Annotated in this window: 19 protein-coding genes and 1 pseudogene; 14 read left to right on the forward strand and 6 right to left on the reverse strand. The window is 68.0% G+C overall.

Going from position 1 to position 25,315, the window contains the following annotated elements:
* Positions 1-162: 162 nt before the first annotated feature.
* On the reverse strand, positions 163-2,316 hold the full coding sequence (locus WME97_RS37880) for a DUF2169 domain-containing protein (RefSeq protein WP_437544971.1): 2,154 nt from the start codon (positions 2,314-2,316) through the stop codon (positions 163-165).
* 256 nt (positions 2,317-2,572) lie between these two features.
* On the opposite strand from WME97_RS37880, the gene WME97_RS37885 reads away from it, so the two are divergent.
* The 4 genes from WME97_RS37885 to WME97_RS37900 all read left to right on the forward strand — a co-directional run bounded on the left by WME97_RS37885 (position 2,573) and on the right by WME97_RS37900 (position 8,217).
* Positions 2,573-4,483 carry a type VI secretion system Vgr family protein gene (locus WME97_RS37885; RefSeq protein ID WP_437544972.1) on the forward strand — a complete coding sequence of 637 codons (1,911 nt, stop codon included), beginning with the start codon at positions 2,573-2,575 and terminating at the stop codon, positions 4,481-4,483.
* A 224-nt stretch (positions 4,484-4,707) separates the two neighbouring features.
* On the forward strand, positions 4,708-5,781 hold the full coding sequence (locus tag WME97_RS37890; protein WP_437544973.1) for a DUF2169 family type VI secretion system accessory protein: 1,074 nt from the start codon (positions 4,708-4,710) through the stop codon (positions 5,779-5,781).
* A complete protein-coding gene (locus tag WME97_RS37895; protein ID WP_437544974.1) occupies positions 5,778-7,187 on the forward strand; it encodes a DUF4150 domain-containing protein in 1,410 nt (469 codons plus the stop codon). The genes WME97_RS37890 and WME97_RS37895 overlap by 4 nt, the downstream gene beginning before the upstream one ends.
* Before the next feature lie 19 nt (positions 7,188-7,206).
* Positions 7,207-8,217 (forward strand): hypothetical protein, encoded by a 1,011-nt coding sequence (locus WME97_RS37900; RefSeq protein WP_437544975.1) that lies wholly within the window; start codon positions 7,207-7,209, stop codon positions 8,215-8,217.
* A gap of 16 nt (positions 8,218-8,233) precedes the next feature.
* Here WME97_RS37900 and WME97_RS37905 read toward each other — a convergent pair.
* Positions 8,234-8,452, reverse strand: a pseudogene (locus tag WME97_RS37905) (hypothetical protein); the annotation flags it as partial.
* A 499-nt stretch (positions 8,453-8,951) separates the two neighbouring features.
* Between WME97_RS37905 and WME97_RS37910 the strand changes: the two are divergent.
* The 5 genes from WME97_RS37910 (at position 8,952) to WME97_RS37930 (ending at position 14,019) form a co-directional block, all read left to right on the forward strand.
* The gene (locus WME97_RS37910; protein ID WP_437544976.1) at positions 8,952-9,170 is read left to right on the forward strand and encodes a hypothetical protein; all 219 of its coding nucleotides are present in this window, start codon (positions 8,952-8,954) and stop codon (positions 9,168-9,170) included.
* Between the two features lie 360 nt (positions 9,171-9,530).
* A complete protein-coding gene (locus WME97_RS37915; protein WP_437544977.1) occupies positions 9,531-10,115 on the forward strand; it encodes a hypothetical protein in 585 nt (194 codons plus the stop codon).
* Positions 10,116-11,122: 1,007 nt separating this feature from the next.
* Positions 11,123-12,361, forward strand: coding sequence for an IS21 family transposase (istA, locus tag WME97_RS37920; protein WP_437555374.1), 1,239 nt, complete (start codon positions 11,123-11,125; stop codon positions 12,359-12,361).
* Positions 12,358-13,140 carry an IS21-like element helper ATPase IstB gene (istB, locus tag WME97_RS37925; RefSeq protein ID WP_437544978.1) on the forward strand — a complete coding sequence of 261 codons (783 nt, stop codon included), beginning with the start codon at positions 12,358-12,360 and terminating at the stop codon, positions 13,138-13,140. The genes istA and istB overlap by 4 nt, the downstream gene beginning before the upstream one ends.
* 381 nt (positions 13,141-13,521) lie before the next feature.
* The gene (locus WME97_RS37930; RefSeq protein ID WP_437544979.1) at positions 13,522-14,019 is read left to right on the forward strand and encodes a hypothetical protein; all 498 of its coding nucleotides are present in this window, start codon (positions 13,522-13,524) and stop codon (positions 14,017-14,019) included.
* 175 nt (positions 14,020-14,194) lie between these two features.
* On the opposite strand, the gene WME97_RS37935 is transcribed toward WME97_RS37930, so the two are convergent.
* The 3 genes from WME97_RS37935 to WME97_RS37945 form a co-directional block, all read right to left on the reverse strand.
* Entirely contained in the window at positions 14,195-15,733 is a 1,539-nt protein-coding gene (locus tag WME97_RS37935; protein WP_437544980.1) for a hypothetical protein, read from the reverse strand.
* A gap of 37 nt (positions 15,734-15,770) precedes the next feature.
* Positions 15,771-17,192 (reverse strand): hypothetical protein, encoded by a 1,422-nt coding sequence (locus tag WME97_RS37940; protein ID WP_437544981.1) that lies wholly within the window; start codon positions 17,190-17,192, stop codon positions 15,771-15,773.
* A gap of 221 nt (positions 17,193-17,413) precedes the next feature.
* Entirely contained in the window at positions 17,414-18,589 is a 1,176-nt protein-coding gene (locus WME97_RS37945) for a PEGA domain-containing protein (protein ID WP_437544982.1), read from the reverse strand.
* 226 nt (positions 18,590-18,815) lie between these two features.
* Here WME97_RS37945 and WME97_RS37950 point away from each other — a divergent pair, with 226 nt between their 5' ends.
* The 4 genes from WME97_RS37950 to WME97_RS37965 all read left to right on the forward strand — a co-directional run bounded on the left by WME97_RS37950 (position 18,816) and on the right by WME97_RS37965 (position 21,745).
* Positions 18,816-19,934 carry an RNA polymerase sigma factor gene (locus WME97_RS37950; RefSeq protein ID WP_437544983.1) on the forward strand — a complete coding sequence of 373 codons (1,119 nt, stop codon included), beginning with the start codon at positions 18,816-18,818 and terminating at the stop codon, positions 19,932-19,934.
* Between the two features lie 180 nt (positions 19,935-20,114).
* Entirely contained in the window at positions 20,115-20,951 is an 837-nt protein-coding gene (locus tag WME97_RS37955; RefSeq protein ID WP_437544984.1) for a helix-turn-helix transcriptional regulator, read from the forward strand.
* A 63-nt stretch (positions 20,952-21,014) separates the two neighbouring features.
* Positions 21,015-21,227, forward strand: a complete 213-nt coding sequence (locus tag WME97_RS37960) for a hypothetical protein (protein ID WP_437323573.1) — start codon at positions 21,015-21,017, stop codon at positions 21,225-21,227.
* 155 nt (positions 21,228-21,382) lie between these two features.
* Positions 21,383-21,745, forward strand: coding sequence for a hypothetical protein (locus WME97_RS37965; RefSeq protein WP_437544985.1), 363 nt, complete (start codon positions 21,383-21,385; stop codon positions 21,743-21,745).
* Positions 21,746-22,405: 660 nt separating this feature from the next.
* Here WME97_RS37965 and WME97_RS37970 read toward each other — a convergent pair.
* Positions 22,406-23,950, reverse strand: coding sequence for a hypothetical protein (locus tag WME97_RS37970; RefSeq protein WP_437544986.1), 1,545 nt, complete (start codon positions 23,948-23,950; stop codon positions 22,406-22,408).
* Positions 23,951-24,448: 498 nt separating this feature from the next.
* On the opposite strand from WME97_RS37970, the gene WME97_RS37975 reads away from it, so the two are divergent.
* Complete coding sequence (locus tag WME97_RS37975; protein WP_437544987.1) at positions 24,449-25,312, forward strand: tyrosine-type recombinase/integrase; 864 nt, start codon at positions 24,449-24,451, stop codon at positions 25,310-25,312.
* Positions 25,313-25,315: the final 3 nt, after the last annotated feature.

Raw genomic sequence — 25,315 nt, forward strand, 5'->3', positions numbered from 1 at the left:
GTCCGAGAAGCCCTGCGACGTGGCGAAGGCCCCCCAACATCACCGCCGCGGAGAGGCATAACGTGCTCTTGATGGGTACGATGGGCTCCGGTCGAGCCGGAGGGCCCACGCCCATGCGGTTGTGCCTACCTTAGAAGCTCCCGCCGCTCAGCGCGCTCGCCTTCAAGCTTCGTCCGCCTTCCGCATTGCAGCCCGCACCGCTGCCGCCGCCTTCTTGTCTTTCACGATCCTCTCCAGCCACACCCGCCGGATCCGCATCATCGACTCATCCGGCAGGCCCAGCTCGGCCAGTGCCGCCTGGCCCTGCCCCTGCTCGGCCGAGATCACAAGCTGTGCGTACTCGCCCGCCGTGATCGGCCCGCGCTCCTTCTCGAGTGCCGCCACGTAGGCCGCGTCGTACGCTGACAGGAGCTTCTTCTTCCGGCGCGCGATCTCGTCCTGGATCTCGTCAAGCCACTGTTCGTGCAGCGACTGCCAATTCTTCGGCGTGAGCTTCTCCGCTTTGAGGATGGTGTCGCAGTCCGCCGGCCGCTGCGCGAGCTTGGCCGCAATGACTGCGCAACGCTCGATGGGGTAGGCCGCGAGAGGCGGTGCGGGCTCCTCCGGCGCGGGGAGCGGACCAGGCTTTTTCGCCTGGGTGTCAGGCTCGGGCGCCTCCTCTGCCGACGGCTCCATCGCCCCCATGTCTGGCCTCGCCAGTGGGCCAAGCATGGCAGGAGGGGCGGGCTCCTTTGCCGTCAGGGGCGGAGACCTCGCATCGCGCTCAGGCGCAGGCGGCGCGTGCAGCGCAGGCGACAGCGCTGGAGGGATCGCGACAAGCGGCGGACGCAGCACCTTGTCAGGAGCCTCTGCTGGCTCCGCCCCTCGCGGCGAAGACTCTGCTTGGTGACGTAGCGCAGGCTCAGCTCGCTCGCCCTGCACGAATGGCAACGCGGGTTTCGCGGCGACCAGTGAAGCCGCGCTGGTGGCAGTGGGCGCATCGGCGGGCGGCTGCGCCGCGGCTGCCGGAGTGGGTACCGCGGCTGCTCGTGGCGCGGCCTGAACGAACGCAGCGGCCGCGGCCTCGAGGTGCTGTGCCCGACTCGACAGGGGTACCGCGGCCGCCGGCGGCGCGGACTGCACGAAGGGGGGGACTGCGAGGCGCTGCGCCGGGCTCGACGGGGGAGCAGGTTGGCCCGCGGGCACTGTGGCGAACGGTAGGGCCGGCCAGGAGACGGCGAGATCCTGATTCACGTCCAACGGCAGGGTGCAGACCTCAGGGTCATCCTCGTTGTGCACGGCGCTATCGCCATCGTGCGCCTGGTCGTAGGGCGCTTGGAGCCCGATCTCGCTCATCGCGCCGCCGCCGGCCCGGCCGCTCGCGAGCCCCACTCCAGAACTGCTGGCCACACCCTCGCTGTCGTTACTTACGAGGGTCTGATAAGGCCCCTCCAGCGCGACCAGGATCTGCCCGGCCTCTTGCGGCTCTCGGAGGGGGACCTGGCCGCGCCAGGTCACCGTGCAGATGCAGCGGTCGGTGTTGATCCAGAGCAGATCGGGCCACATGGCGACGCCCTGCAAGGGCTCGCCGGGGCGGTCGACGTAGGCACGGGGGTGGAGCCCCGGGAGGCTCGTGACGAGGTGCGGGTGCTCGGGGTGGAGATGCTCGAGGATGAGCCGCTCGTCATTGCGGAGCGCGGTGGTCTGCTGGTCGACCGGCGCGGCGTTGAAGTAGCTGACGTCGAGGTCCGGAGGCAGGGGCTGGCGGTGCCAGTCGTTGCCGGGGAACGTGGCCGCGTAGCGCCCCAGCTTCTGCCGGCGGGTGGGCCATCCGGAGGCAACGGGTCCAAATCCCACGGGCTCGATGACGTCGTCCGGCCCGATGACGACAACGCCTGGACGCTGGAGGTTGGGGAGGTTGCGTCGCCCGTGGATGTCGCGAGCATGGGGGGGCATGCCGACGGGGTTGGAGGTGCCGGGGCCGCCGCCCGCGTACTCCCAGAGCAGCGGCATCCTGGTGAAGCGCGAGCTCTGATCGAGGACGCCGTGCTGCGTGAAGCTGCGAGCTCCATAGACCTCGATGGCCTTGTCGATGTCATTCACGATCACGCGGGCAGTGAGGGATCGGACTGCCGTGCCGTTGGGCGAGAAGGCGTGGCCAACGAGGACGACGTCCGCCCGGGCGCGGTGGGGGACGAAGTCGGAGGCCGCATAGAGACTCCAGCACGCGTCGTCGCGCCAGTGGCGGTCGGATAGGTGGAGCGGCTCCTGCTCGGCCGCGAGGGCACACACTCCGGGGTACAGCTTGAACGTGCTTTTACAGACGAACGTCTGCATCCAGGCGCCTGGATGGGGTTGCCACACGACCAGGCCAACGGGGAGCTGCGAAAGGGAGACGACCTTCACTCCGCCGGCGATACTGCAACTATCAACACGAGGCGTCAATGTGTGGGCGTTCGACCGTCTGAACGGCCGCACCGGCGGAGCCCTGAGCGTACAATGCGCGCGGGCCCCTCTTGCGGACAGGGATGGCTGCCGGATAGCATCGGCTGTCCGCTCTACAAGCGCAGGGTAGACCGGGCTAGGAATGCCCATGGCCGACACGCACCCGAGCATGCGAAACAAGGGAACCGAACTGAGCTCGGGGGTCTACCGAGTCGAGGCGCAGATCGCGTCGGGCGACATGCTCGATGTGCGTCGCTTCCAGGTCACCGAGCGGATGTCCTCGCTCTTCGAGGTCCAGATCGTCGCCGTATCGGACAACCCGGATATCGACTTCGAAGCCGTCATCGGCCAGCCCATGACCTTCACCGCGCACGCGAATCAGACCCGCGTCTGGTCCGGACTGTGCAGTCACCTCCAGCAGGTGGCCGTCGAGGAGCGCTACCTCTCCACCTACGAGCTGACCCTGGTCCCGCGGCTCTGGCTCGCCACCCAGCGCCGCAACTACCGCATGTTCCAGCACAAGTCGGAGGTCGACATCGTGCTGCAGCTCCTCGGCGAGTGGGGCATCTCCCCCACGCGGCGGCTTGCCGGCGAGTACAAGAAGCGCAAGTACCGCGTCCAGTACGGCGAGAGCGACTACACCTTCATCAGCCGCATGCTGGAGGACGCCGGGGTGAGCTTCTACTTCGACAACGGCGGAGAGAGCCGGCTCGTCCTCGACGACCGCCCCCAGGCGAACGTCGCCCGCGTGCCCATCACTTACCGCGATCACCCGACCGACGCCGACCGCGAGCACGTCACCAACGTCGTCGTCGGCCGCCGCCTGCGACCCGGCAAGTACACGGTGCGCGACCACGACCACCGGAGGCCCGCGAACTACAAGCTCCTGGCCACCGCCTCCGGCGCCGGCCCCGTGGAAGATCAGCTGGAGCGCTTCCATTATGTGCCTGGCGCGTTCCTGTTCGAAAGTCAAAAGGGCGAGAGCTCGCCGACAGCCGACGATCAGGGCAAGTACCGCGCGGACGAGTCCGAGGGCGAGGCGCTCGCTCAGCGTCGGCTGGAGGCGAAGCGCGCCTCGGCACGGGAGATCGTGTTCAAGACCAACGTCATCGATCCCGCACCGGGCGCCGTCCTCTCGTTCCTCGAGCACCCGAAGAGCGAGCTCGGTCCCGACAAGAAGCTGCTCGTCCTCGAGTCCCAGCTCTCCGGCGAGGTACCGGCCGAGTGGGAGCACTCCTGCGTCGCCGTGAGCGCCGACGCGCCCTACCGACCGCCGCTGCGCACGCGCAAGCCCCGCGCGCAGGGCGTCGAGAGCGCCACGGTGGTCGGTCCGCCCGGCGAGGAGATCCACGTCGACGAGTTCGGCCGCGTGCGCGCCCACTTCCACTGGGACCGCGAGAGCAAGATGAACAACGACTCGTCGTGCTGGATCCACGTCAGCCAGCCCTGGGGCGGCGCCGGCTTCGGCGGGACCAACCTGCCGCGCATCGGACAGGAGGTCATCGTGGACTTCCTCGGCGGCGATCCCGACCGGCCCATCATCGTCGGCCGCGTGTACACCAACCTCCAGAAGACGCCCTACTCGCTGCCCATGAACAAGACGCAGAGCGGCTGGAAGAGCAACTCGAGCCCGTCCACGTACGGCTACAACGAGATCATGTTCGAGGACAAGGCCGGTAGCGAGCTCGTCAGGATGCAAGCCGAGAAGGACCTCCACAAGCTGGTCAAGAACGATCAGGAGACGACGATCGGCCGCGACCGGACGACGGGGATCGGCCACAACGAGGACGTCACGGTCGGCAACAACGCCACGAAGAGCGTGCTGAATAGCCTGCGCGAAGCGGTGGGGATGATCCGCGCCCGCGCCGTGGGTGTCGACGAGGTAGTGCAGATTGGCCGGAATCAGACCATCGACGTCGGGGAGAAGATCGAAATCACGTGCGGCAAATCGAAGTTCGTGATGGACAAGGACGGCAACATCACGCTCAAGGGCGTTAGGATCCTGGTCGATGGGAGCGAGCATGTCCAGGTCTTCGGCGATCCGATCGATCTCAACTAGCCCTGAATGCGGTCGCAGAAAGCGGTTCGAGCCCGGAGCTTCATGCCGAGCCACAGCCCGCGGCGTCCCGTCCGGTGTCGTCCTTCTTGGTGTCCGTGCAGGGACCAAGATCGAGTTCGTCATCGATCCTACCTGAGCAGTGCCATGCTGGCCGTGAATCGAACCGCCTTTGCTGCGACGCACCTCATCGACGGCACCCGCGTCGCCGTCCACCGCCGCTAGCCATGTTGGCCGCCAACGCGACCCCCTTCGCCGCGCTAGGGTTCGAGCAGAAGCACCGTGACGGCGCAGCCATGGCCGTCGTCGCGGCAAGGGGCACGCTTCTACTCTCGCCCGAAGGCCGGCTGTCGATCGCCCCCGATCAATTTTTGATCCTCGCCGACGAGTACGAGGGTGATCCGCATGCGACACCGATGCTCCGGGTCGGCCTGCTCATCCCTTTCAAGCCCGCGGCCGACGTCACCCTCCTCGCTGATGGCCACGCCCCCGGGGGCGTGGCCGCGCACGTCTGGCAGGTGGGCGCGCGCGTCGGGGAATACACGCGCTTCCTGAGGGCGTATGCGCCGCGCGCGTTCGAGCCGGACGCCGGCGGGTTTCGGCTTTCCACGGGAGAGCCGGCGGCCCGCGCGTCCATCGACTACCGATCGGCCGCCGGCGGCGTCGTCATCGGCGATCCCGAGGGCAACGTCGACGCGCGCAACCCCATCGGCCGGGGCGTCCTCGATCGCCGCCACACGCCGGCCGATCGCGCCTACCCCGCGCCCACCATCGACAGCGAGGCCGAGCCTGTGGGCGACCCGGCGGCGCGGCCAGAACCGCAGGGCTTCGGGCCCGTGCCGCCCTGGTGGCAGTTTCGCAGCCGCTTCGCCGGCACCTACGACGACGCCTGGCTGGCGACTCGCCACCCTCAGCTCCCCGCCGATTTCGACTATCGCTTCTACCAGACCGCGCACCCCGGCCTGGTTTTGCCCGGCCATCTCCGCGGCGACGAGCGCGTCGAGCTCCAGGGCCTCACGCCGGGGGGCGGCGCGCTCGCGTTCACGCTGCCCGGCCACTCGCTCTGGGCCTGGTTCAAGTGGGAGCGGGGGCGCCGCGTCCCGGTGCGCCTCCACCTCGATGGCATGCACATCGATGTCCGCGGCGAGCCGCCTTGGTCTGTCCAGCTCACCTGGCGCGCCTGGGCGGCCATGTCGCAGGGCTTCGATCGTATCGATCTCGCTGCTGCGAGCCTCGAAGAGGCCGCGGCGCTGCCGTGGTGTGACGAGCGAGGGCTCGTGAGCCCGGGGAGCGACGCATGAGCATCCCGCGCGAGGGCAGCCGCGACATAGGCGAAGGCATCATCGTCTCGACCTGCCCGGATGTCTGCAAGACGCCGGTCGGCCCGGCGCTCGTCCCCATCCCTTATTCGATCTACGCAAGGCAGAACCAGGCGGCCGTGGACACCGCGACCACCGTGCTGCAGACCGGCGATCGGTCGCACAACATGGGATCGAAGGTGACGACGTGCCAGGGTGACGAGCCGGGCAGCGGGCTCGGGGTCAAATCGGGCACGGTGGGCAGCGTCTGCGAGCCCAAGACCTACTCGCCCACCGTGCGCATCGAGGGCAGAAACGCGATCCGCCACGACGACGCCTGGTGGATGAACGACCGCAACACCGAGGGGAAGCTCATCTTCGTGCGGGACACGCGGGTGATGAGCGCCAGCGACCGCCCGGTCCAGGTCGCCTTTCTCGACACGAAGGGCGCCTACACGGGCACGGGCACGGCCACGACGCCGGGGAGCGCGCCCGCCGCGGGTCCCATGGGGGCGGCCGCCAGGCTCAACGGGGTGCTCGGCCTCGGTGCGCTGGCAACAGGCCTCGGGGAGATGGCCGGTCAGTATTACATCGGCAATGAAGGCATGTTCGCCCGGAGCATCGATAAGTACCTTTATGGCCAGATGAGCGCCGACCAGTGGAGTGCCGCCTACGGATCGAGCGGCTGGTACTTGAACCAGGTAGATAGCACCAACAATCAGCTCTCGCTCAAGGCGGGCAACCTCGTCGACTTCCGCCAGATGACGCCCGAGCAGCTCGAGCAGCTCGTGACGCAGCCGTGGCCCTCGGCCGAGAAGATCCGGCAGAACGCCGAGCGCCTGCGGGCGCAGCGCGCGCGACAGGAGGAAAATGCGCGGCTCGCCGCCGCAGCGGGCAACGTGCGCGTGACGCGCGAGCGAGACCGGCCCTGCAACGTCGGCCCATACAGGACCATCCGCGGCACGTGCGAACCCGGCTACCAGGCGCACCACATCGTGCCCGACTACACCCTTCGTTATGGCACGAGGGCCGAGGGCGAGGCGGGAATGAAGCGCATCCCCAACTTCCCGTCATTCGGCGACGGGCCCGCCATCTGCCTCCAGGGCAACGCCGGCGACGACGGCTCGGAGCACTGGGAGGCGCACGGCGTGGACGCGAGCATCGCCCAGCTGGGCGTGAACGGCACGCCGCCGGGGACGACCGCCATCGGCAGCATCATCGACCTCTCGGAGAATCAGGTCGTCAACCTCCGCCGGGAGTGCGAGGCGCAGATCCGCGCCGCGGTGCAGGCGGGCTTCGCCGGGGTTGACCGCGCGCAGCTCGGCCGCACCACCATCATGCCGACCGTGGCCGGGAGCCCGCAGTACGAGGCGCTCAGCACCGGCATGCGCCCGGGCGGTCGCTACTGAGGTCGAGGGAGACATCACCATGACGACGCCGCTCACCTTCACCCGCGCCAAGGCCGCTGCCGCGGACTTCCTCTGTGTCGCCGGCGTGCCAGACGGCCAGGAGCCCTTCACGCCGTTCACCCGGCTCTGCCGTTACGATGCCGGCGATCCGGGGCCGGTGAAGTGGTTCTACGACGACCTCCAGGTCGCGGTCACCTCGATCGCCCGCTTCACCCCCGCGCCCGGCGCGCCGACCGCGTTCTGCGTGCTCTCCGCCGAGGGAGACGTCGTACTCGCGCGGCCACCGTTCCCGCGCGAGAAGATCCCCGGCGCCGGCATCACCTCGCCCGACGCCGAGCGCTGGGGGCGCCTCGCGCGCCTCCGCCCTGTCGGCGACCACCTCTACGCCTGCGGCGACGGGGGGCAGGTCTATCGCCGTGTCGGCGGAGACTTCGGCGCCGGCCGCTGGGAGCACCTCGATCGCTCGCTCTTGCAAGATCCCGAGGAGCGGGCCCGGGCGCTCCTGCGCGCGCCGAGCTCGCCGGCCGCCGAGCACAAGGTCTTCTACTGCGTCGACGGTCCACGCGAGGACGAGATCTACGTCACCGGGACGCGCGGCACGATCCTCGTCTGGGACGGCGCCACGTTCACCGCTCTCCCGCCCGTCACGGCCGCGGCGCTGGTGAGCATCTTCGTCGAGGACGAGAAGCGCATCTGGATCTGCGGGCGCGAAGGCACGCTCCTCCGCGGCAACCGGCGCGAAGGCTTCCGCGCGGTCGCGGTCTCGGGCCGGCGCCAGATGTTCACGTCGATCACCAGGCACGACGGCCGGATCTACCTGGCAAGCGGCGCCAATCCGCGCGGCCTCTTCACCTACGAGCGCGGCAGCCTCCGGCGAGTCTCGACCGGGCTCGTGCCCGAGATCGAGGACGCGCACACGGTCGACAGCGTCGGCGGCGCGCTCTGGGTCGTCGGCTCGAAGGACATCGTGCGCCTCGAGGGCAGCCGCTGGGAGCGGATCGACCACGTCGACAACGCTCCCATCCGTTGACACTTGACGGTCATCGTCATCGGATGATGTGCGCGTGGTCAGCGCGGGATGCCCCGCGAGTGGTGCGAGGTGAGGATGCGAATCGTCTTGTCGCGCCTACACGCATGACACCGCCCAGGCCAGCGTGGGGGTTGAGGGTCACGGCGCCGATCGGTGTCCAGTTGCGAGTCTGGCCGGTCCAGCGCAAGGGCGTCCTGCGGCGGGCCCGCTGGTAGAGGGCATGGCGGGCGGCGAGCAGCGCGCTCGGCCTGCCGCTGCTGGAGCAGGCTGCCGCGCGCGAGGGCAGCGCGCTCCGTGACGTCCAGCTCGCGATCAACCACCTGTGCAGGGGCGAAGCGCGCGCCCGTGCCTCCGGGGAAACCACCTTCGCCGAGTTCGCTGAGCGGGTTCTTTCTGGAAAGCTTGCCGAGCAGTATCCGGACCATGTGAAGGCGATTCGGACAGCCGATAAATAGGAGCAGAGGCTGGGCCACGTGCTCGACGTGCTAGGCCCCGTTCCCCTCGTGCGCCTCACACTCGACCATGCCGACCACGCGATGTCTCGGCTGCCAGCGCACCTGGAGCCCGGATCGCGCCGGAATATTGCGATCGTCATCCATCGGCTATTGGCACTGGCTGCCTCGGCGCCGGAGAGGTCCTCGCGGGACGATTCCGCGACGGCGAACCGTCGCGAACCGGTGCTTTCCCCGGAGTTTGAGGGGGGCGTGACGACGGATCGCACTCCCTCGCACGGCATGGACCCAACCCCGGCCCAACCGGCGAGCCTGGGGCTCGGCGAGCTCGCGATGGTCGATCCCTCGCCTCGCGCCGCCGTGGTCGCCTCGCTCGCCGGCACCCTGAGCCGCGCCGTCGCCCTCGGAGATGCGGAGGCGGCCCGCGTCGTTCACGAGGCCATCGGCCGATTGCTCGGCGCAGCGCCAGCACCGGAGAGACCGGTAAGCCCACGCCGGTAGGTGACGCCTACCGGCGCCAGGAGGTGGCCTTCGCAGACCCACACCGCATTGCCGAGGCGCAGCCCCCCACGGGCCGGTCGAGTGCGAGCCCTCCTGGGCCTGACCTGGCGGATCGAACCCCGCGAACGCATCATCCTCCTTCAGTCGGTACAGAAACCCATCAGCTAGCTTAAGCGGCAACAGGGCCCAGCCGCGTCTTCTCCCTCTCGTTGACCATCATCCCCGGCGTCGCGCGCGCATGGGGCCACGCCGAGCGGAGCCGTGCGCAACGGCCCGCCTGGCGCATGCCGCAACGTGCGCGTTTCGTGCTAGGAGGTCCGCCGAGCCAATTCGTCGCGCTCGAACTGGACTATTTGTAACATGGCTAACACCAAGCCCGTGATCAAGCTGGCCGAGCTACTCGGAGCGGGTGCCGAGATCTGCGACAACTACGACTTGGCGGGCGACTTTGCCATGCTGAGAGAGCTGCTCTTCCCTGAGTGGATCGACGGCCAGAGCTGGGAGGTACGGGAGGGCCATCACCCAGACTGTCCCTGGTGCGACGGATATTGCCATGACGAAACGCGCACGATTTGGGTAGCCCGACCGCGGAACGGCGCCGTTCGCATCCGCACGCTGGTTCACGAGATGGTGCACGCGAGCCGCGGCATCGCGGGCCACGAGGAGCCGTTCCTCGACGCGCTGGCGACAGTAGCCGATCGCGCCGCGAACACCGGCCGCCGTGACCTGGAAGACATGATCCGGATAGAGCATTCCGAGTGGGGGCGTGGCGAGACGGTGGTGGCTCGAGATCTGTACTCCGACGTCGAGGCCGCGCTGACGCACGGTCAGTCGTTCGATGACGCGGTACAGAAGGCCGCGACTAAGCGCTACACGTCCGTGGCGGCGCTGTTAGCAAAGTACCCGCGTGTCCGCACGCTCGGACCGAAGGGAAGTCAGTCGTGACGCTGGCTGCGCTTCGTTTGTGTCGACCAAGTCACCCGCCGCCAAGGGGCCGCTCGTCCCGTTGAGGGCGGCGAGTTCACGTTCGGGGTCCTTGAGTACGCGATGGCCATCAACGGGCCTGCGCGGCGGACCATCAGCCAGCCTGAGGGTCAACAGACGCCGATCCTGAGATCAGAAAAATGGCCCGCGTCGGCAGACTGCTCGCGAGTTGCGGAAGAGGGGAAGAGGACGATGAAGACGACAGGCCGGCATATCCCATCGGGGGCAGTGCTCGCTCTCGTCCTCAGTGTCGTTCCGATGCAGGCAGACGCATCCGAGCTGAGCGCCGGAATTAACTTCGGGTGGCTCCAGGCTGGCACCACGACGCGCCTCGCGGTGAGCCCGCATGCGGGAATATCGTGGCGCATCAGGAGCGATCTCCTGTTTAGCCTTCGCGATCTGTTCAGTGTCATACCCCCAATCCAGATAGGTGGAGCTGGTGTCTACAACAGCACCATCGTTGCCCTCGGATATAGTTGGGAGAATGGCGACTTGAGTACGGGGCCATCGGTCGCGGTCTACTTTATGCCGGCTTGCGGACGTACAATGTGTGGGCGCGTTGCCGGGATGGCGGCAGGCGCCCATGCGCAAACCAACGCGTACGTTGCCGGACCGCTCGGCGTGTCGGTGAGCGCGAACGTGGATTGGGTCGGCGGGAGAAGTCTTGTGCTTCCAGGTTATGTGTCGGTGCTTGTTGTCGCCGGTCCCGTGCTTCGATGGAGTGTAAAATGAACGCAAGAGGAATTCTGCTGCCGATTATGGCCGTCCTCATCTGCATGCTAGCGGCATGCAACTTGACGGTAGGAGACTGCTATTCCATCGAGGAGTGGGAGAGCGGTGTAGAGCGTCAGTAATAATGACCCCCGCGCGACAGTAAAACTGACCCCCCTCCCTCGCGCCAGAGCGGAGGAAACGGCATGGAAATCAGGGACTTGGACGTGGCACCTCTCGGTTCGGAGGTGCAGGAGATGATCGAGCCGGACGTTATCCGGCAGATTCGCGAGTTCACGGCCCGAGGGTGGGGGTCCAAACGGATCGCCGCGGAGCTCGGCGTGGCTCGCAACACGGTCCGCCGTTATTTGCGCGGTGGAGCCGCCGCCGAGGCGCAGGTGCGCCCTGCTCGTCGCTGCTTGGACGAGGATGGCCGCGCCGAGGCCAAGCAGCTCTTCACCGGCTTGGCGGAGGGCAACGCCGTGGTCGTCGCAGGCGAGCTTGTCAGCCGTGGCATCACGGTAAGCCCGAGGACCGTACAGCGCGTGGTGGCCGACCTTCGCCGCGGGCAAAGGGCTGCCGACGTGGCCAGCGTACGGTTCGAGACCGCCCCTGGTTATCAGATGCAGATCGACTTCGGTCAGAAGCAGGTCCGCATCGCCGGCACATTCGTGCGGGTGCACCTGCTGGTCGCCGTATTGAGTCACTCACGAAGGCTGTTCGTCAAGGCTTTTCTGAGCGAGCGACAGGACGATTGGCGCGAAGGCATCGCAGAAGCCTTCCGCCACTTCGGCGGCGTGCCTCGCACTGTACTCGGGGACAATGCGCGCTCGCTGGTGCTCGGCCGCGAGCGCGAAACAGGCACCGTGACGTTCCACCCGGCTTACCTCGCGTTCTGTCGCGATTGGGACGTCACCCCGCGCGCCTGCGGGCCCTACCGGGCGCGCACCAAGGGCAAGACCGAGTCGGGCGTCAAGTACGTCAAGCGCAACGGGCTGGCGGGGCGCGAGTTCGAGTCCTTCGCCGCGCTCGAAGCCCACCTGGTCCGGTGGATGGGCGAGGCCGACCAGCGCATCCACGGCACGACCCACGAGGCGCCGATGGTGCGCTTCGAGCGCGATGAGCGGCACGCGCTCCGGCCGTTGCCGTCACGGCCCCTGCCGGTGCGAGAGCAGCGGCTCCGACGACGCGTAGCCAACGACGCCCTCGTCGACGTCGACACCATCCGCTACAGCGTCCCGCACCGGCTTGTGCGCGACACCGTGGACGTCGTTGTCGGTGAGCGCGAGGTCCGCATCTATCGGGGAACGGAGTTGGTGGCGCGGCACGAGCGCTCCTTCGAGCCTCATGCTCGTGTCGTCGAGCCCCGCCACTTTGACGGGCTGTGGCGAAGGCCTGCCGCGCCGACGCCGCTAGATGCGCCCCTGAGCGCCCTGGAGGCCATGGGGCGCAGCCTGTCGGACTACGCGGCCGTGATCGGGGAGGTGGCCTCGTGAGCCGCGAGATCGTGCATGCGCGCGTTGTCGAGAGCCTGAGCCGGCTCAGGATGCGCTCCATCGCCGAGCGGCTCGATGCCCTGCTCTCCGAGGCGGCCAGAACCGAGCCGACCTACCTCGATTTCCTCGACAAGCTCCTCTGCGAGGAGATCGGGTCCAAGCAGCGCAAGCGGGTGGCGATGGGGATCCAGATCGCGCACTTTCCGGCGATCAAGACCCTCGAGGACTTCGACTTCAAGTTCCAGCCCTCGATCGACCAGAAGCTCGTCCGCGAACTCGCCACCGGGCGCTTCATCGCTGAGGCCGAGAACGTGCTGGTGTTCGGTCCTCCCGGGGTGGGCAAGACGCATCTGGCCATCGCGCTGGGGCGGGCCGCCGTCGAGGCGGGGCACTCGGTGCTCTTCACGAGTGCGACCGCGCTCCTGGCGACGCTGTCGAAGGCGGAAACCGAGGGGCAGCTCGCGGAGAAGCTCTTGTTCTACACGAAGCCGAAGCTTCTGGTGGTCGATGAACTGGGCTACTTGCCCTTCGAGAGGCAGAGCGCCCATCTCTTCTTCCAGCTCGTTGCCAGGAGGTACGAGAAGAGCAGCACCCTGATCACGACAAACCAGGTGGTGACGCAGTGGGGCACGGTCTTCGGGGACGAAGTCCTCGCCGCCGCCATCCTCGACCGTCTGCTCCACCACAGCCACACCCTGATGATCTCGGGAGACAGCTACAGGCTGAAACAGAAAAAGAAGGCGGGTCTGCTCGGCGGGAACACCGCGCCGATCAGGTGATCCATGGGCGCGGGAGGGGGGTCAGTTTTACTGTCGCAAGGGGGTCAAAAGTTACTGTCGCTTGACAAGCGGTGCAGGTGCAGGTGGACCAGTCGGGCCGTCTGTTCCCGTCATCACCTCCGTCACCTCCGGCGACTTCGGGGATGCGCCGCCGAGCCGTGCAGCTAGCCTCAGCGAGGAGATTACGGAGGATGTCGCAAACCGCATGGACTACCATCTCCCGCAGGGGATCTTCTGTCATAAGTTCGTCGACGCGGCGGACGCTGCGTTTAAGTCCCAGTACCCGCTTCTCGGCGCCTCGGTGAAGAGATGACGATGATAACTGGCGCTGAGTTGCTCGATGTTGTCTACCGCTTTTATCCGCGAGGAGTGCTCCCCCTCATGCGAATCTACGTGCCTCCCAACGAGCCCTTCTACGACGATACGGAGGAGCACCGCCGCCTGGTGGAAGCCGCAAACCGTGGGCGAGCAGAGTACCCGAGGTGGAAGGCCATGATCGACAGGCTCGAGGATCGATACAGCCTTCAAAACGAGTCGCTCCACATCTTGGCAGGGTGGGTCGACTCAGCCTACTCGGCCCGCGTCTATCGCCCCAAGGACGTGGAGCCCGTTCCCTCGCTCAGCAGCAGGGCTTCGCTCAGCTTCCACGTGAGCCTTCTCGGGCCCTATTACGGGATCCACGATAGGGGCGAGCCCGACGAGATACCGGCGGCGGTCGCAGAAGAGATCGAGGCCACGTACCCCGGCTACCGACCGATCCCGCCGGAGCTCGGGAACGAGGTGGTTCCGGACGTGGCGATGGACACGGTGTCGATGGGCACGGCGACCATATACATGTGTCTCTTCTCGCCCAAGTGGACTTGGGTGGATCCGGTGTAGCCCTTCCCCTGGCCGTCCGCCGTTCGCGTGGCCGGCGAGGAGATCGAAGCGAGCTCGGTGGCGCCCTCTCCGGGGCGGCGCGACTCCGTGGAGGTCGAGGCGCACGTTGGCCAGCAGCTTGCCGACAAAGTGGGGGATGGGTTCAGATCCGGGCCGCTCCCGTGACGTGATGCGGCTATTCAGGAAACCGAAACGTCTCGTGACGCTCGCCGCTCGGCCCTGTGGTCATCGTGCCATCGTGGTGCCAGCTGGTGCCGCCCGAGCCCGGCTGTCCGATCTCGAAGGTGACGCCCTCGAGCGTGAGCTGATCCTCGTCGAGGTAGGCGACGCCGATCGAGTCACCGCCGCGCCCCGGGCCGCCGTAGCCGCCAGGCCCTCCCTGGCCGCCACGGCCGCCCATGCAGCCCTGAAAGACGTCCGCTTGTGCGGCGCCGAATGCGCCTCTGCCGCCTCTGCCGCCCTCCTGGGACGGCCCGCCGTCGCCGCCCGGACCGCCGTCACCCGTTGTGATCGTGCTGTCACGCACGGTCAAGCGAGCGTGAAGTGCGACGACGCCAATCGCCGGCTGTCCATTCGCTCCCCCGCGGCCCCCTCGGCCACCACAGCCTCCGGCGCCGCCCGAGCCCCCTCCCGCGCCTCCCTTGGAGGCGACGCCGCACATGGCGAGCCCGCCCCGACGACCGCCGCCGCCGCCGCCGCCTTGGCCCGGCGTGCCCCAACTCCCCTCGGCCCCCGTGTCACCCTCCCATCCTGTCTCGGTGAGGCGTCCGATGCCCTCGCCGGGCGCTCCCTGCGTTCCCGGAGCCCCGGGGCCCCCGTCGGACCCGGCGTAGCACCGGACATTGTCCTGCTCCGCGGTACCACCGATGCCTGAGGGCGACGGTTGTCGCTCTGGAGCGGGCTCACCGTCGCCTCCATCCCCGGCGCTGTCGGGCAGCCCGTCCCCTCCCTTGCCGCCGATGCTCGTGAGCCCGCTCTCGCACCGGTTCGCGGCTGCAGCCCCGCCGGCGACGATGGCCGCCGAGCACGCCTCCGCTGCGAACGTGCCGTCCGGTCCGTCGGGTGGGCTGTAGAAGGGCCACTTCTCACCTTTGCTGCCCGGCCTTCCGCTGCGCACGCGGATCTCGCTCCGCAGGATCTCCACCACCGTGTTGGACTGAGCGACCACGCCGAGCCCGCTTGACGCGTGGAAGTTGAGATCGGCGAGCGTCGAGACGCCGTCCGCGGCCCCCTGGTCCTCCTGGCGCGCGGGCCCGATCGTCATCAGGGCATCGTCGAACAGCCTGTACTTAAGCGTGGACCGCGGGAGCAGGGAGTCGGGCACCCATTTCCGGCAATTGAAGCCACCGAGGATGTCCACGCCAGAAGGCAGCGTGATCGGGTCCACCTCGAAGTAGTCGTTGCAGAGGAACACGCGCCCTCGTCCAGCGCGCGCGAGCTCGATGGCATGCGCGACGGTGTACACCGGCTTCGCCTTCGAGCCGGGGTTCCTGTCGTCGCCGCCACCGAAGTTTCCGGCGACGAACACGCCACAGCCGTCGTCGAGGATACCGGCGGCGACGTGCTCGATGCAGACCGACTCCGGGGGCGGCTCGGCATCGCACGAGGTGCCCTCGCAAGGCGCGCCAGCATCGTTCACGTCGGGCACAGTTCCGCAGCCGGTCGCCCATGGTGACAAAAGAAGGCACAGGGCAGCAGCGGTGGTCTTTCTCATGTGCGTCTCCAGCGGTGTGCCGCCAGTACAGGGCGGCTCATTGGGGCGGTTCCGGATCTGGCGCATCGAACCTGTACCAGAACAGCGCAGGCCCCTCTCGCCCCTGGCCTGGCGCGTTGTCGGTGACTGCACTGTCAGGGCGGCCGCCCTGGCCAGGTTGTCCGGGCAAGACGATCGCATCCTCCAGAAGGTTCACGGAGGCGCTCATGGAGGCGATGCCGAAGGACGCACCCCCGAGACCGCCGCCGCCGTCGCCGCCGCGGCCACCGTTGCCGCCAGCGCCGCCGGCGCACCCTCCCGCCATGCCGGTCAAAGAGCGCCCACCATTGCCACCGCCCCAACCAGCGCCTCCCCACTGGCCCGTTCCGCCGACGCCACCATTGCCGCCCTTGCCTCCTAGGACATGGCTGGCGTCGACCGTGAGAGCGCTCCCCTGCAATGCCACGATCGCGATGCTCGCGCCGCCGTAGTCGCCCCCCTGGCCTCCCTTGCCACCACAGCCGCCGCTGCCCCCTGATCCTCCGGCCGCGCCGCCTTGGGGCCGACCGGCCGGACACGCGAACGTAAGGGTGCGCGAGCTGCTGCCGCCACCCCCGCCACCGCCCTGGCCGACGCCGCCCCTCTTGCCGCCCTCCCCGCGGACGCCGATCCATCCGTCAAGGTCCAGGCGGCCAACGCCAATCGCTCCGGCAGCGTGCTCCGCGTCGACGCCGTCTGATCCGCGGCCCCCGTTCGTACACGGCATGCTGGACGCGCCGCTCCCAGCCAGGCCGCGGTTCTCCGGACTGCCGACCGGCTCCGGCAGCCCTGAAGCACCATCGCCGCCCGTGTCCATCCCGCCGTCTCCGCCGTACCCGCCCGCCGACTCGATGCCATCGCCGCACACGGTCACGACCGGAAGGCCGCCCATCGCTGCGTCCGCGGTGCAGGCGTCCGCGCCGTCGTTCCCCACCACGCCGGAGTTCGCGCGTACGATCGGCCCGTCCTCGCCCGGCTCTCCATCCTTGCCATCGCCTGCGAGGATCTTGCTCTGCCGCACGATCGCCCTGGCCCCAGGGCTCAAGATCATCGCGATCGACGACTTGCCGTCGTCCGCGGACGCATCCGCCGCCTCCACGCGCACGCCGAAGACCGTTGACGTCGCATGCTCTTTGTCATCCGCGACCACCCTCAGCGGGATACCCGCCCGCGGAGCGATGATCGTCGGGTGATTCGGTCCGCCGAACGACCCATCATACGACCAATCGCCGCCGCCACACAGGCGCCCGCCCCAGAGGTCGACCCCCGAGGGCAGCGTGATCTTCTCCGCGAACAACCCGCCGCACGCGTACACGCGCCGGGTCGCTCCCTCGCCGTGGCCTCGCCCGTACGCGGCGAGCCCGATCGCGTGCTGGAGCGTCTTGACCGGCGCTCCCTTCGTTCCAGGGCTCATGTCGTCGCCCTGCGCGCTGACGAACACGCCGCACTTATCGAGCGCTGGCGCTGTGCCGGGCTCTCCCGCGCACGGGTCTAGCGTGTGCTCCAGATCGGGAGAACACGCCAGCTTTTCCGAGCAATCATCGGGATAGGCAGCACAAGCTGTCAGCGCGCTAGCTCCCCACACGCAGACTGCGAGAGCAACGACCGACGTCACGGCGCCTCGGTCTGCCAGCGGACCCATTCTCTCGGCCCCCCGCGTGCTCACCATACCCCCTCGATTCGCGCGCCGATTTCGTTCCCATTCGCCACGGGCGATACGTTGACCCGATCCTGAGCCGGCTTGAATCTCAGGAAGGAAAAGTCCGTGAAGAATGACGCGGCGGTCACGGCACCGACGACACCGCCCGTGATCACCGTGGCCAGACCGGCGCGGCCGAACATGTTTCGCGCGTCTTGCAGGCGCGCCAGCTCGCCACATGGCGAGTTCCGAGGCGCGTGCCAGCACATCGACGTGCTCGATGACGGCTCGCTTTGGAGCCGATCTCGCCGGGCGCTCAGATCGTCATCGAGCTTGCCCGCCTGGACCATGAGAATGGTGCCCACCGTCACGCCAGCCGTCGTGACGGCGATCCCCGTGATGCGCAGCGTCCCCGGCCAAGAGGCCCACGGGCTGGGAGCCTGCGCGCGCGTCGCGGGCAACGGGCGCAAGGGGGTCGGCGTGGCTGGCGCGGTGTCCTTGGCGCTGCTCGCCTCCTTGGCGCTGCTCGCCGCCGCACGGGGCAGCTCCATCGTCATCTCGTGCTCCACGCCCGCCACGCCAAGGAACCCCTGAAACGCGTCCGCGTGGCCGGGTGCACGGCTCCGCACCATGTGTTTGCCCCCCGGCTCGAAGAAGAGTGTGTAGGTGCGCGCGGTCCGCCCGATGCGCTCACCGTCTATCAGCACCTCGGCGTCGGGCGGATCCACCGAGAGCACGAGCGTAGCGACGCGCTTCACAGCCTCACGCTGGCCTGCCTGGAATCGCCGCTCGAGCGCGTCCGGCAGCGCTTCACGCTGTTCGAGGCTCTTGGCAAGGTGCTCGGCCGCATCGCGATAGTTGTGCAACGCGACCTCGCAAAGGCCGAGCTCGCCTGCGATCTCCGCCCGCTCTCGCTCGGTGCTGGTCGTCGGGTCCGCGGCGTCGAAAGCAGCCTTGTAGGCAGCGTATGCCTCGCTCCACCGCCCGGCATTGCGCGCTCTCTGAGCACGGCGAACATGGTCTTTCACCGATGAGCTGTCGTTCGGTCCCGCCTTCGGGGGGAACATCGGCGGCGCTGGCAGACTTCGTGAAGTCTGTTGCGCCTTCGGGGGGGCATCATCGGCGCTCGCCGAGGTCGGGAAGCCTGTTGCGACCCCGAGCGTGAGAAATATCGAGAGCGAATGCGCAATGCAACGCATCCAGGGACGGTACTGACGCCGGCCGCTCGGCGTCAACCGCCAGGAATCGCGACGCCTCGGCCGTTTGGGCGAGAATTGGCCGTCGTATGACGGAATGTGCTCAGTCGTCCTCTAGACCCGCTGCCGCGTGGTTGCAGATGACACATTAGCTTACATTGTCCGACCAATATTGCTCGCAGGTTCTCTTTTTTGAAGCGTTTGGGCCCACTCAAGTGTGCTGCTTAGCGTGGGCAAGCCACCGACCGTCTTCCCCGGCTTCGAGCTCTTCCGGCGCCTCGCCAGGCGCCACGGCGTGCCAGAGCGAAACGCCGAGGATATCGCTCAGGAAGCGCTGCTGCGCGGGCTGGAGGCCGACAGGCGGCTCGACCCGGGGGGAGACCCAGCGCCGTACCGCGTCACGATCGCCATCAACCAGGCGCGCAATCACGTCCGTGACGCACGCTGCCGCGGCGAGGTGCTGACGTCGTTTGATGAGTGCGAGATCCAAGACGAGTACCCCACGCCGGAAGAGCTGCTCCGGAGACGGCAGCGGGAAAAGTTCACGCGGGAGCTGATAGACCAACTCGATCCCAAGTACCGGGATGTCGTGATCAAGCACGACCTCCAGGAGGTTCCGCTCGCCGAGATCGCGGCCGAGCAGGGACTTCCGCTGGACACGGTGAGGACGCGATATTGGCGGGCGCACCAGGAGCTCCGGGTGCAGCGGGCGCGGTGGCAGGCGCAGGAGCGCTCGCAGGGAAGGGACGGTAGCGCTTGCGTGCCACTCGCACTGGGCTTCGGCCGCCGCGCGTCGTGGGTGGCCTCGCTACGCCGTCTGGCCGTGAGGATCGTCGTTCAGGGTGCGCTCGCCGTGCTGACCGGCGCGCTCGTCTCCTCTGTGTCGTCCCTGCCCGACCTGCAATCGTGGTTCGGGGCGGCGGTGGTCCCTGCCACCCCGCCCGCTGCGCAAGAGGCTGCGGCGTCGCCTGCGCGAGACGGTGCGCACAGCGCCGAAGCGCCCGCCGGCGGAGAACGCGCGCACAGCGCCGCAGCACCGGCCGCGCCGATCGCGCACGGGATGTCGTCGCCGAGGGCGCAAGGAAGCGCGCGCGTGCAGGCGGTGGCGAGCAGCACGCCCGTTCCCTCAACGACGACCGATCGCCGGCCCGCGCCTCCGGCGAGCGCCGTTCGACCGACCGGCGAGGAGCGCGAGCGGAGCCTGATCAACCAGGCCCGGCGGGCCATCGAGGCCCGCAATGTCACGGCGAACGTCGAGGCTCTCCGGCTGCTGAACATCCACGCGCGGGAGTTCCCCCGTGGGCGGTTCGTCGCCGAGCGCGAAGCACTCCTCCGGCAGCTTCGCTGAATCGTCGGCTGTCCTTCGGCAGCTCACAGGCGGTGACCTTGGTGATGTCTTCGGACAGCACAAGGCGAAGATCCGCCTTGAATCCCGACATGAGCGATCACGTCCAGGAGACGAAACGCGATGAATACGATGGAGGATCTACTTGGTGCGATGTGGCTCATTTCGCCGCTCGGACTCGCGATGATAGCCTGTGTCGCGATCGGCTTCGCGGTCACCGCGCGCGAAGCGCTGGGACGCGAGCGCGGGCTTCGCGAGGCGCGCGAGCACGCGCATGACGACGAGGAGGCAGCCCTCACCGATGCGAAGGAGCAGGCCGTGGGGGACCGGGATCGATACCGGCGCCTTCTGGACTGTCACGTCGACGCGGCGCTCGCGGAGCTGACAGACGCCCGTGCGCGCCCCGTCCCCTGGCCAGGACGGGTCCTCGAGTCGTTCTGCGCGACGATGCCTTCGTGGAGGAGGAAGCTGGCCGAGAGCACGGGGTTGGAGCCGAGGGAGGTGGAGCGGTTGCTGAGGAGCGACCTCCCGATGACGCCCGGCCTTGCCCGACAGCTGGAGGCCTTCACCGGCACGCCGGCGCGGTACTGGGAGCGCCTCTGGCAGCTGCACAACGACCACCGGACGGACGCCAAGGAGACCTTGGTGATCCAGGTCGGCGAGCCCGACACCAAGCGCGAGAGCTCGGCGCGTCCCACGTCGGCGCCGGTGCAGAGCTCGACACCGCCGATGGTACCTCCCCGCGCGCCCGACGTTCCTCCGCCTGTGGTGCCGTCTCCCGAGCTTGCGGCCAGGAGCCCGCGGGCGAAGCTCCCGCCGCCTCCACAGCCGCGGCTTCGGTCGCCGCTCCCTGTCCGCGCCGCCACGGGGACAGAGCTCGCCCGGCGCGCTGCGACGCTGACGAGCTTCCCGGTACAGCGTGACGAAGGCGGGCCGGGTTGCCCCATGGCTGCGGATTGGGAGGACGTAGAGCGCTCTCCGCTGAACACGACACTTCCGGGAGTAGGGAGCCATGGGTGAATTGCGTAATATCACTATGCTTCGAGGAGCCAGCGAGATCTCTGTGCGGGGAGTGGGATTGCAATGAGCGTCAAGGGCCTGGTTGTCCACTTTCGGCGCGACTTGGATGACGATGAGGCGCAGCGAACGATCGACGCTCTGATGATGATCAAGGGCGTTGTCAAGGTGTCATCTGTCAAGGCCGGTTACGAAGACGAACTGAACCGACAGCGGGTCAAGCGAGATTTGCTAAGCAAGATTGACGGGCTTCTGAGGGATGACGAGGCCACGATCTAGCTGCCGACGAACCCGGGGGGAAGACGACGATCACGCCCATGCCGACGAGGCCGGCGCCGAAGCGGCGGGCGAGAGGCATGGCGAATCCGTCGCGCCGAGGAGACGAGCGAAGCGAGGCGGCGCCGTCGGCAGTGTCGGAGCGAGGCGCTCGGGACGTGGCGGTTGGGGCGCTGCTGGCGATGGTGCATGGCGAGGTCGAGCGCGAGCGGGTGTCGACTGCGCTGGGCGCTGTGCTGCCGTGGGCTGATGTTGGATTCGTGTCGGAGGGGATCTCGGTCCGGCACCTTGATCGGCTGCTGGATGGGCTCCTTCTGGCGACGTCGCCTCGCGTCGAATGGGCGAAGCTTTTGCGGCGGACTTACGCCGTAGATGTTCTCGCGTGCCCGCGATGCAGCGGACGGATGCGCCTTCTGGCCGCGATCACGGATAAGGCGACGGCGAGGAAGATCTTGAGCCACCTCGGTCTGTTCGCCGAGCCGCTGGAGTGCCGCGCGCGGTACCCGGCGGACCCCGCGTGACGAAACCGACAGGGAGGGACGCTGCTCGACGACGTGGCCGGGGGGAAGTCTGCCCTGAGGTGCGTGCGCCGGCCATCACGACGCGCCGCGAACCGCGACGGCGGCCGTTTGGACGAGCTCAGTAGGGTACAGCTATACGGTAGGATGCCTTCTTGGTGCTACGTCGCGGTAATCCCAGGCGTTTCAGGCGTGGAAGGCCTGCCTGATCGCATAAGGCCCGTTCTGTCAATGAGCTCGTTCAGTCGGACTGCACGAGTCAGGAACGGCTCCGAGAATCTTGACTTTGCGGAACGCGTTTGCTTGTCCTATCCTCCACGTCGAACCCGTCGCACGCCGCGGAGAAGCGTCGCTCTCGGCGCTCGAAAGCCGCGTCGGGACTGTCCTTGTGCTCGAAAGGCCGCGCAAGATACGCTCCACCTGCGAGTGCGAGCTGGGTACACGCATCGAGCGCGGAGGGCTCGGCTGCAGTTGCGACGCGAAGGCGGGTTCGGCTGGCGAATGCCGCTGCGGAGAGACGTGCCGCTGCAGCTCGTGTCAATGCGGTGCAGGGGCTGACTGCAGCGTGAGCACGAACACATCGGCGGCCGGCTCCGCCGATGCGTCATGACGACTGCACACTAGCCACGATGAGCCGGTCCGCATTTTCGCGGACCGGCTGCCCTAGCAACGCGCGGGAAGCCACGCGATCCATGCGACGCGATTTCCCCCTGCCTCACCGCTACCTGCGATCATCAGCGTGGAGCCGGTCCACACCCGGGACGCCCAGCTGAGGTGCACACCCGAAAGTTCGGCTCCGCCTTCGCGAAGCTCTCGACCGATGTCCCGCACTCCGCCGCAATCCCACAGCACGGCGTCGCTAGCGGACCGTCCGAGTCTGCTCGAACCTACCTGAACGGAACCGTCGGAGCTCTGCCCTTGAATCCAGCTCTCGTCGTGTCCGGGCAGCGCATCGAGCCGAACGAAGCCATCCGCCTCGCTCCAACGAAACGAACTCTGCTCGGGTTCCAGAGCTGCTCCCGCGGTAACGGACAGCTGGCCGTAGATCGTGCTCCCGTCGTCGCTGAGGCTACCCAGCACGAGCTCCAGCCGGTAGGCACGCCCCATCACCCAATCGACGGGGGGCTCCAGGCGTGTGCTGCCCGCCGTCGCGCTCCAGCGGTATAGCGCTTCGCCGTCGGTGCCGAAGGCCAGGCGTCCGTCGCCCGTCGCGGAGACGACGCTCGGTACGTCGAGGTACACCATGCCCGTCTCCTCGGTCCAGCGAAATGCCGTCACTCCCTCGGAGATCTCGTCATTACATACCCCGAACGCGATGCTCCCGTCGTGGGAGATGCTGCTCGCCGAACAGTAGGGAAACTCAGGGATGCCGGTCAGGGGCAGGACGCGGTCCGGGGCTAACCACAGGAAGCCTTTTCCGTCGTCTCCATATCCCGCCATCGTGGCGAAGTCCTCGCTCACAGCCGAGCAGCCGGCGCGAGCAGGCCAGCCGAGCGTGGTGAGCAGCTCGAATCCGCGGCTCTCCGTCCATCGGAACAACCTCGAGTGGCCGTCGCCCGCCTCTACGTCAGCTTGGAGCTCGACGCTTCCGAGCGCGGCACTCCCGTCGGCGCTCACGAAATCGATTTGGCCGTTCCACATCGGCTCGGAAGGCCCGAACGGAACGTCGCCGGTCTCCTCGGTCCAGCGGTAGAACGAGACTGGGCCGAACTGGATCCCGTTCAGGATCGTCTCGATGTTCATCACTTCGCCGAAGAGGCTCTTGCCATCGCCGCTCAAGCGCGACGGGGCATACATTCCGACCGCAGGAGCGGAGTAGGGCAGCCGGGTTGTCCCTGCTTCGGGGGTCCAAAGGAACCGCACTCCGGTGGTGAAGTCGCTGTCAGTATCGGCCGACGCCGAGAATCCAGCCAAGACCGACCCGTTGATGTCCGCGCCGATCCAACCCGTAGAATAGTCAACTCCTGCACGCGGCGTGGTGCTCGCCGGATCGATCGGACCGACAACCACGAATCGAACGTCGGGGTTGGGAGGCTCGCCGCCATCGCCGAGCTCGCCGGACGACCCGCCGTCTTCAGCACTGCCCGCCGCGCCGCCGTCTTCTGTCGCGGCGCCACCCTCGCCGGTCAAAGGTGCGTCTCCGAGCGGTTGCTCCACCTCCTGACAAGCGAAAGCTGCGACGACCAACGGTGCCAGCGTTCGGACCATGCGGGGGGTAGGCATCGGAGCTCTCGTGTTCGGGCGGATAGGAAACCATAGAGCTCTCGCCCGTGTCAAGCCCAAGCCCCGCGGGAACGGCGCCGGGCGAGCCGTCTATCGCGCATCAAACACCCGGCCTGCCCCGTCGCAGGGCCCGCGCGCCGTGCATTGGACCAAGCCGCTTCGCGGCAGCTCCTGTGCCGGCCGCGAGCGAGCGCGATGCTGACGAGGTGCAGGAGCTCGGCGTGAGGCTCAAGAAGATGCTGCGGGCCCTGCGCCGTTAAGCATTCCGGATACCGAGCCGCGGTTTCCTGCCGCGGCTCGGATCCTTGTCTTCGCTGCGGTTGTCACGGCAGTCATTGCTGCCGCAGCGCGGCTTTTGCCAGTATTTATTGCGAAAAAAGAGCCCGGCGCCGCGCAGGACTGGCCGCCCGCCGCCTCATTCCCTGCCCACCCTGCCGTTCGCGACGCCCCTGCCCGGGCGCCGCGTCCACCAGGAGGGCAGCGATGGGACAGCTCCGCGATCGAATGGCCGAAGACCTGAAGCTGCGGCGATACAAGCCGTCGACGTGCGACAATTACCTCCGCTGCGCACGGGCCTTCGTAGCCTATCACCGCAAGCCGCCGCAGCAGATGGGTCTCGACGAGGTGCGCGCGTTTTTGCTCTATCTCGCCGAGCAGCGAAAGATCGCGGAGGCGACGCAGCACCAGTACGTGGCGGCGATCAAGTTCCTCTACGCCACCACGCTCGGGCGTCCGGAGGTCGCTGTCGCGATCCCCTGGCCGAAGGTACCCCAGAAGCTGCCGCCGGTCCTCAGCGGCACCGAGGTCGAGGCGCTGCTCAACGCGATCGGCTCGGTCAAGCAGCGCACGATCGTACTGACGGCGTACGGCGCCGGTCTGCGGATCGATGAGGTCTGCTCGCTGCGGGTCGAGGACATCGACAGCAAGCGCAACCTCATCCACGTCCGCAATGGAAAGCATGGGCGTGATCGGTACGTGATGCTCAGCGCCCCCGTGCTGACCGCGCTGCGCATCTACTGGCGGGCGGAGAGACCCGCTGGACCGGAGCTGTTCCCGGGTCGCAAGCAGGGCTCGGTCATCTCGCACGAGGCGGTGCGCAACGCGCTGCGCGAGGCGGCGAGGCGCTGCAAGCTGCACAAGCGCGTCACCCCGCACGTGCTGCGGCACAGCTTCGCTACCCACCTGCTCGAGCTCGGCACCGACATCCGCGTCATCCAGGCCCTGCTCGGCCATCGCTCCATCCGCACCACCGTCCGCTACGTCCGCGTCAGCCAGGCTCACGTCGGTCGCACCCGCAGCCCGGTCGAGGTGCTCGGCACCCAGGAGGCCAAGAAGAAGCTCGGCTGAGGT

The organism is Sorangium sp. So ce367 (assembly GCF_051520455.1).
Lineage (GTDB): Bacteria > Myxococcota_A > Polyangia > Polyangiales > Polyangiaceae > Sorangium > Sorangium cellulosum_B.

Coding starts and splice junctions, on each gene's coding strand:
- WME97_RS37880 (WP_437544971.1), bottom strand. CDS start 2,316: ATGCAGACGTTCGTCTGTAAAAGCACGTTCAAGCTGTACCCCGGAGTG.
- WME97_RS37910 (WP_437544976.1), top strand. CDS start 8,952: ATGGACCCAACCCCGGCCCAACCGGCGAGCCTGGGGCTCGGCGAGCTC.
- WME97_RS37955 (WP_437544984.1), top strand. CDS start 20,115: ATGATAGCCTGTGTCGCGATCGGCTTCGCGGTCACCGCGCGCGAAGCG.
- WME97_RS37890 (WP_437544973.1), top strand. CDS start 4,708: ATGTTGGCCGCCAACGCGACCCCCTTCGCCGCGCTAGGGTTCGAGCAG.
- WME97_RS37900 (WP_437544975.1), top strand. CDS start 7,207: ATGACGACGCCGCTCACCTTCACCCGCGCCAAGGCCGCTGCCGCGGAC.
- WME97_RS37945 (WP_437544982.1), bottom strand. CDS start 18,589: ATGCGTTGCATTGCGCATTCGCTCTCGATATTTCTCACGCTCGGGGTC.
- WME97_RS37885 (WP_437544972.1), top strand. CDS start 2,573: ATGGCCGACACGCACCCGAGCATGCGAAACAAGGGAACCGAACTGAGC.
- WME97_RS37970 (WP_437544986.1), bottom strand. CDS start 23,950: ATGGTCCGAACGCTGGCACCGTTGGTCGTCGCAGCTTTCGCTTGTCAG.
- WME97_RS37935 (WP_437544980.1), bottom strand. CDS start 15,733: ATGAGAAAGACCACCGCTGCTGCCCTGTGCCTTCTTTTGTCACCATGG.
- WME97_RS37915 (WP_437544977.1), top strand. CDS start 9,531: ATGGCTAACACCAAGCCCGTGATCAAGCTGGCCGAGCTACTCGGAGCG.
- WME97_RS37960 (WP_437323573.1), top strand. CDS start 21,015: ATGAGCGTCAAGGGCCTGGTTGTCCACTTTCGGCGCGACTTGGATGAC.
- WME97_RS37930 (WP_437544979.1), top strand. CDS start 13,522: ATGCGAATCTACGTGCCTCCCAACGAGCCCTTCTACGACGATACGGAG.
- istA (WP_437555374.1), top strand. CDS start 11,123: ATGATCGAGCCGGACGTTATCCGGCAGATTCGCGAGTTCACGGCCCGA.
- WME97_RS37975 (WP_437544987.1), top strand. CDS start 24,449: ATGGGACAGCTCCGCGATCGAATGGCCGAAGACCTGAAGCTGCGGCGA.
- WME97_RS37895 (WP_437544974.1), top strand. CDS start 5,778: ATGAGCATCCCGCGCGAGGGCAGCCGCGACATAGGCGAAGGCATCATC.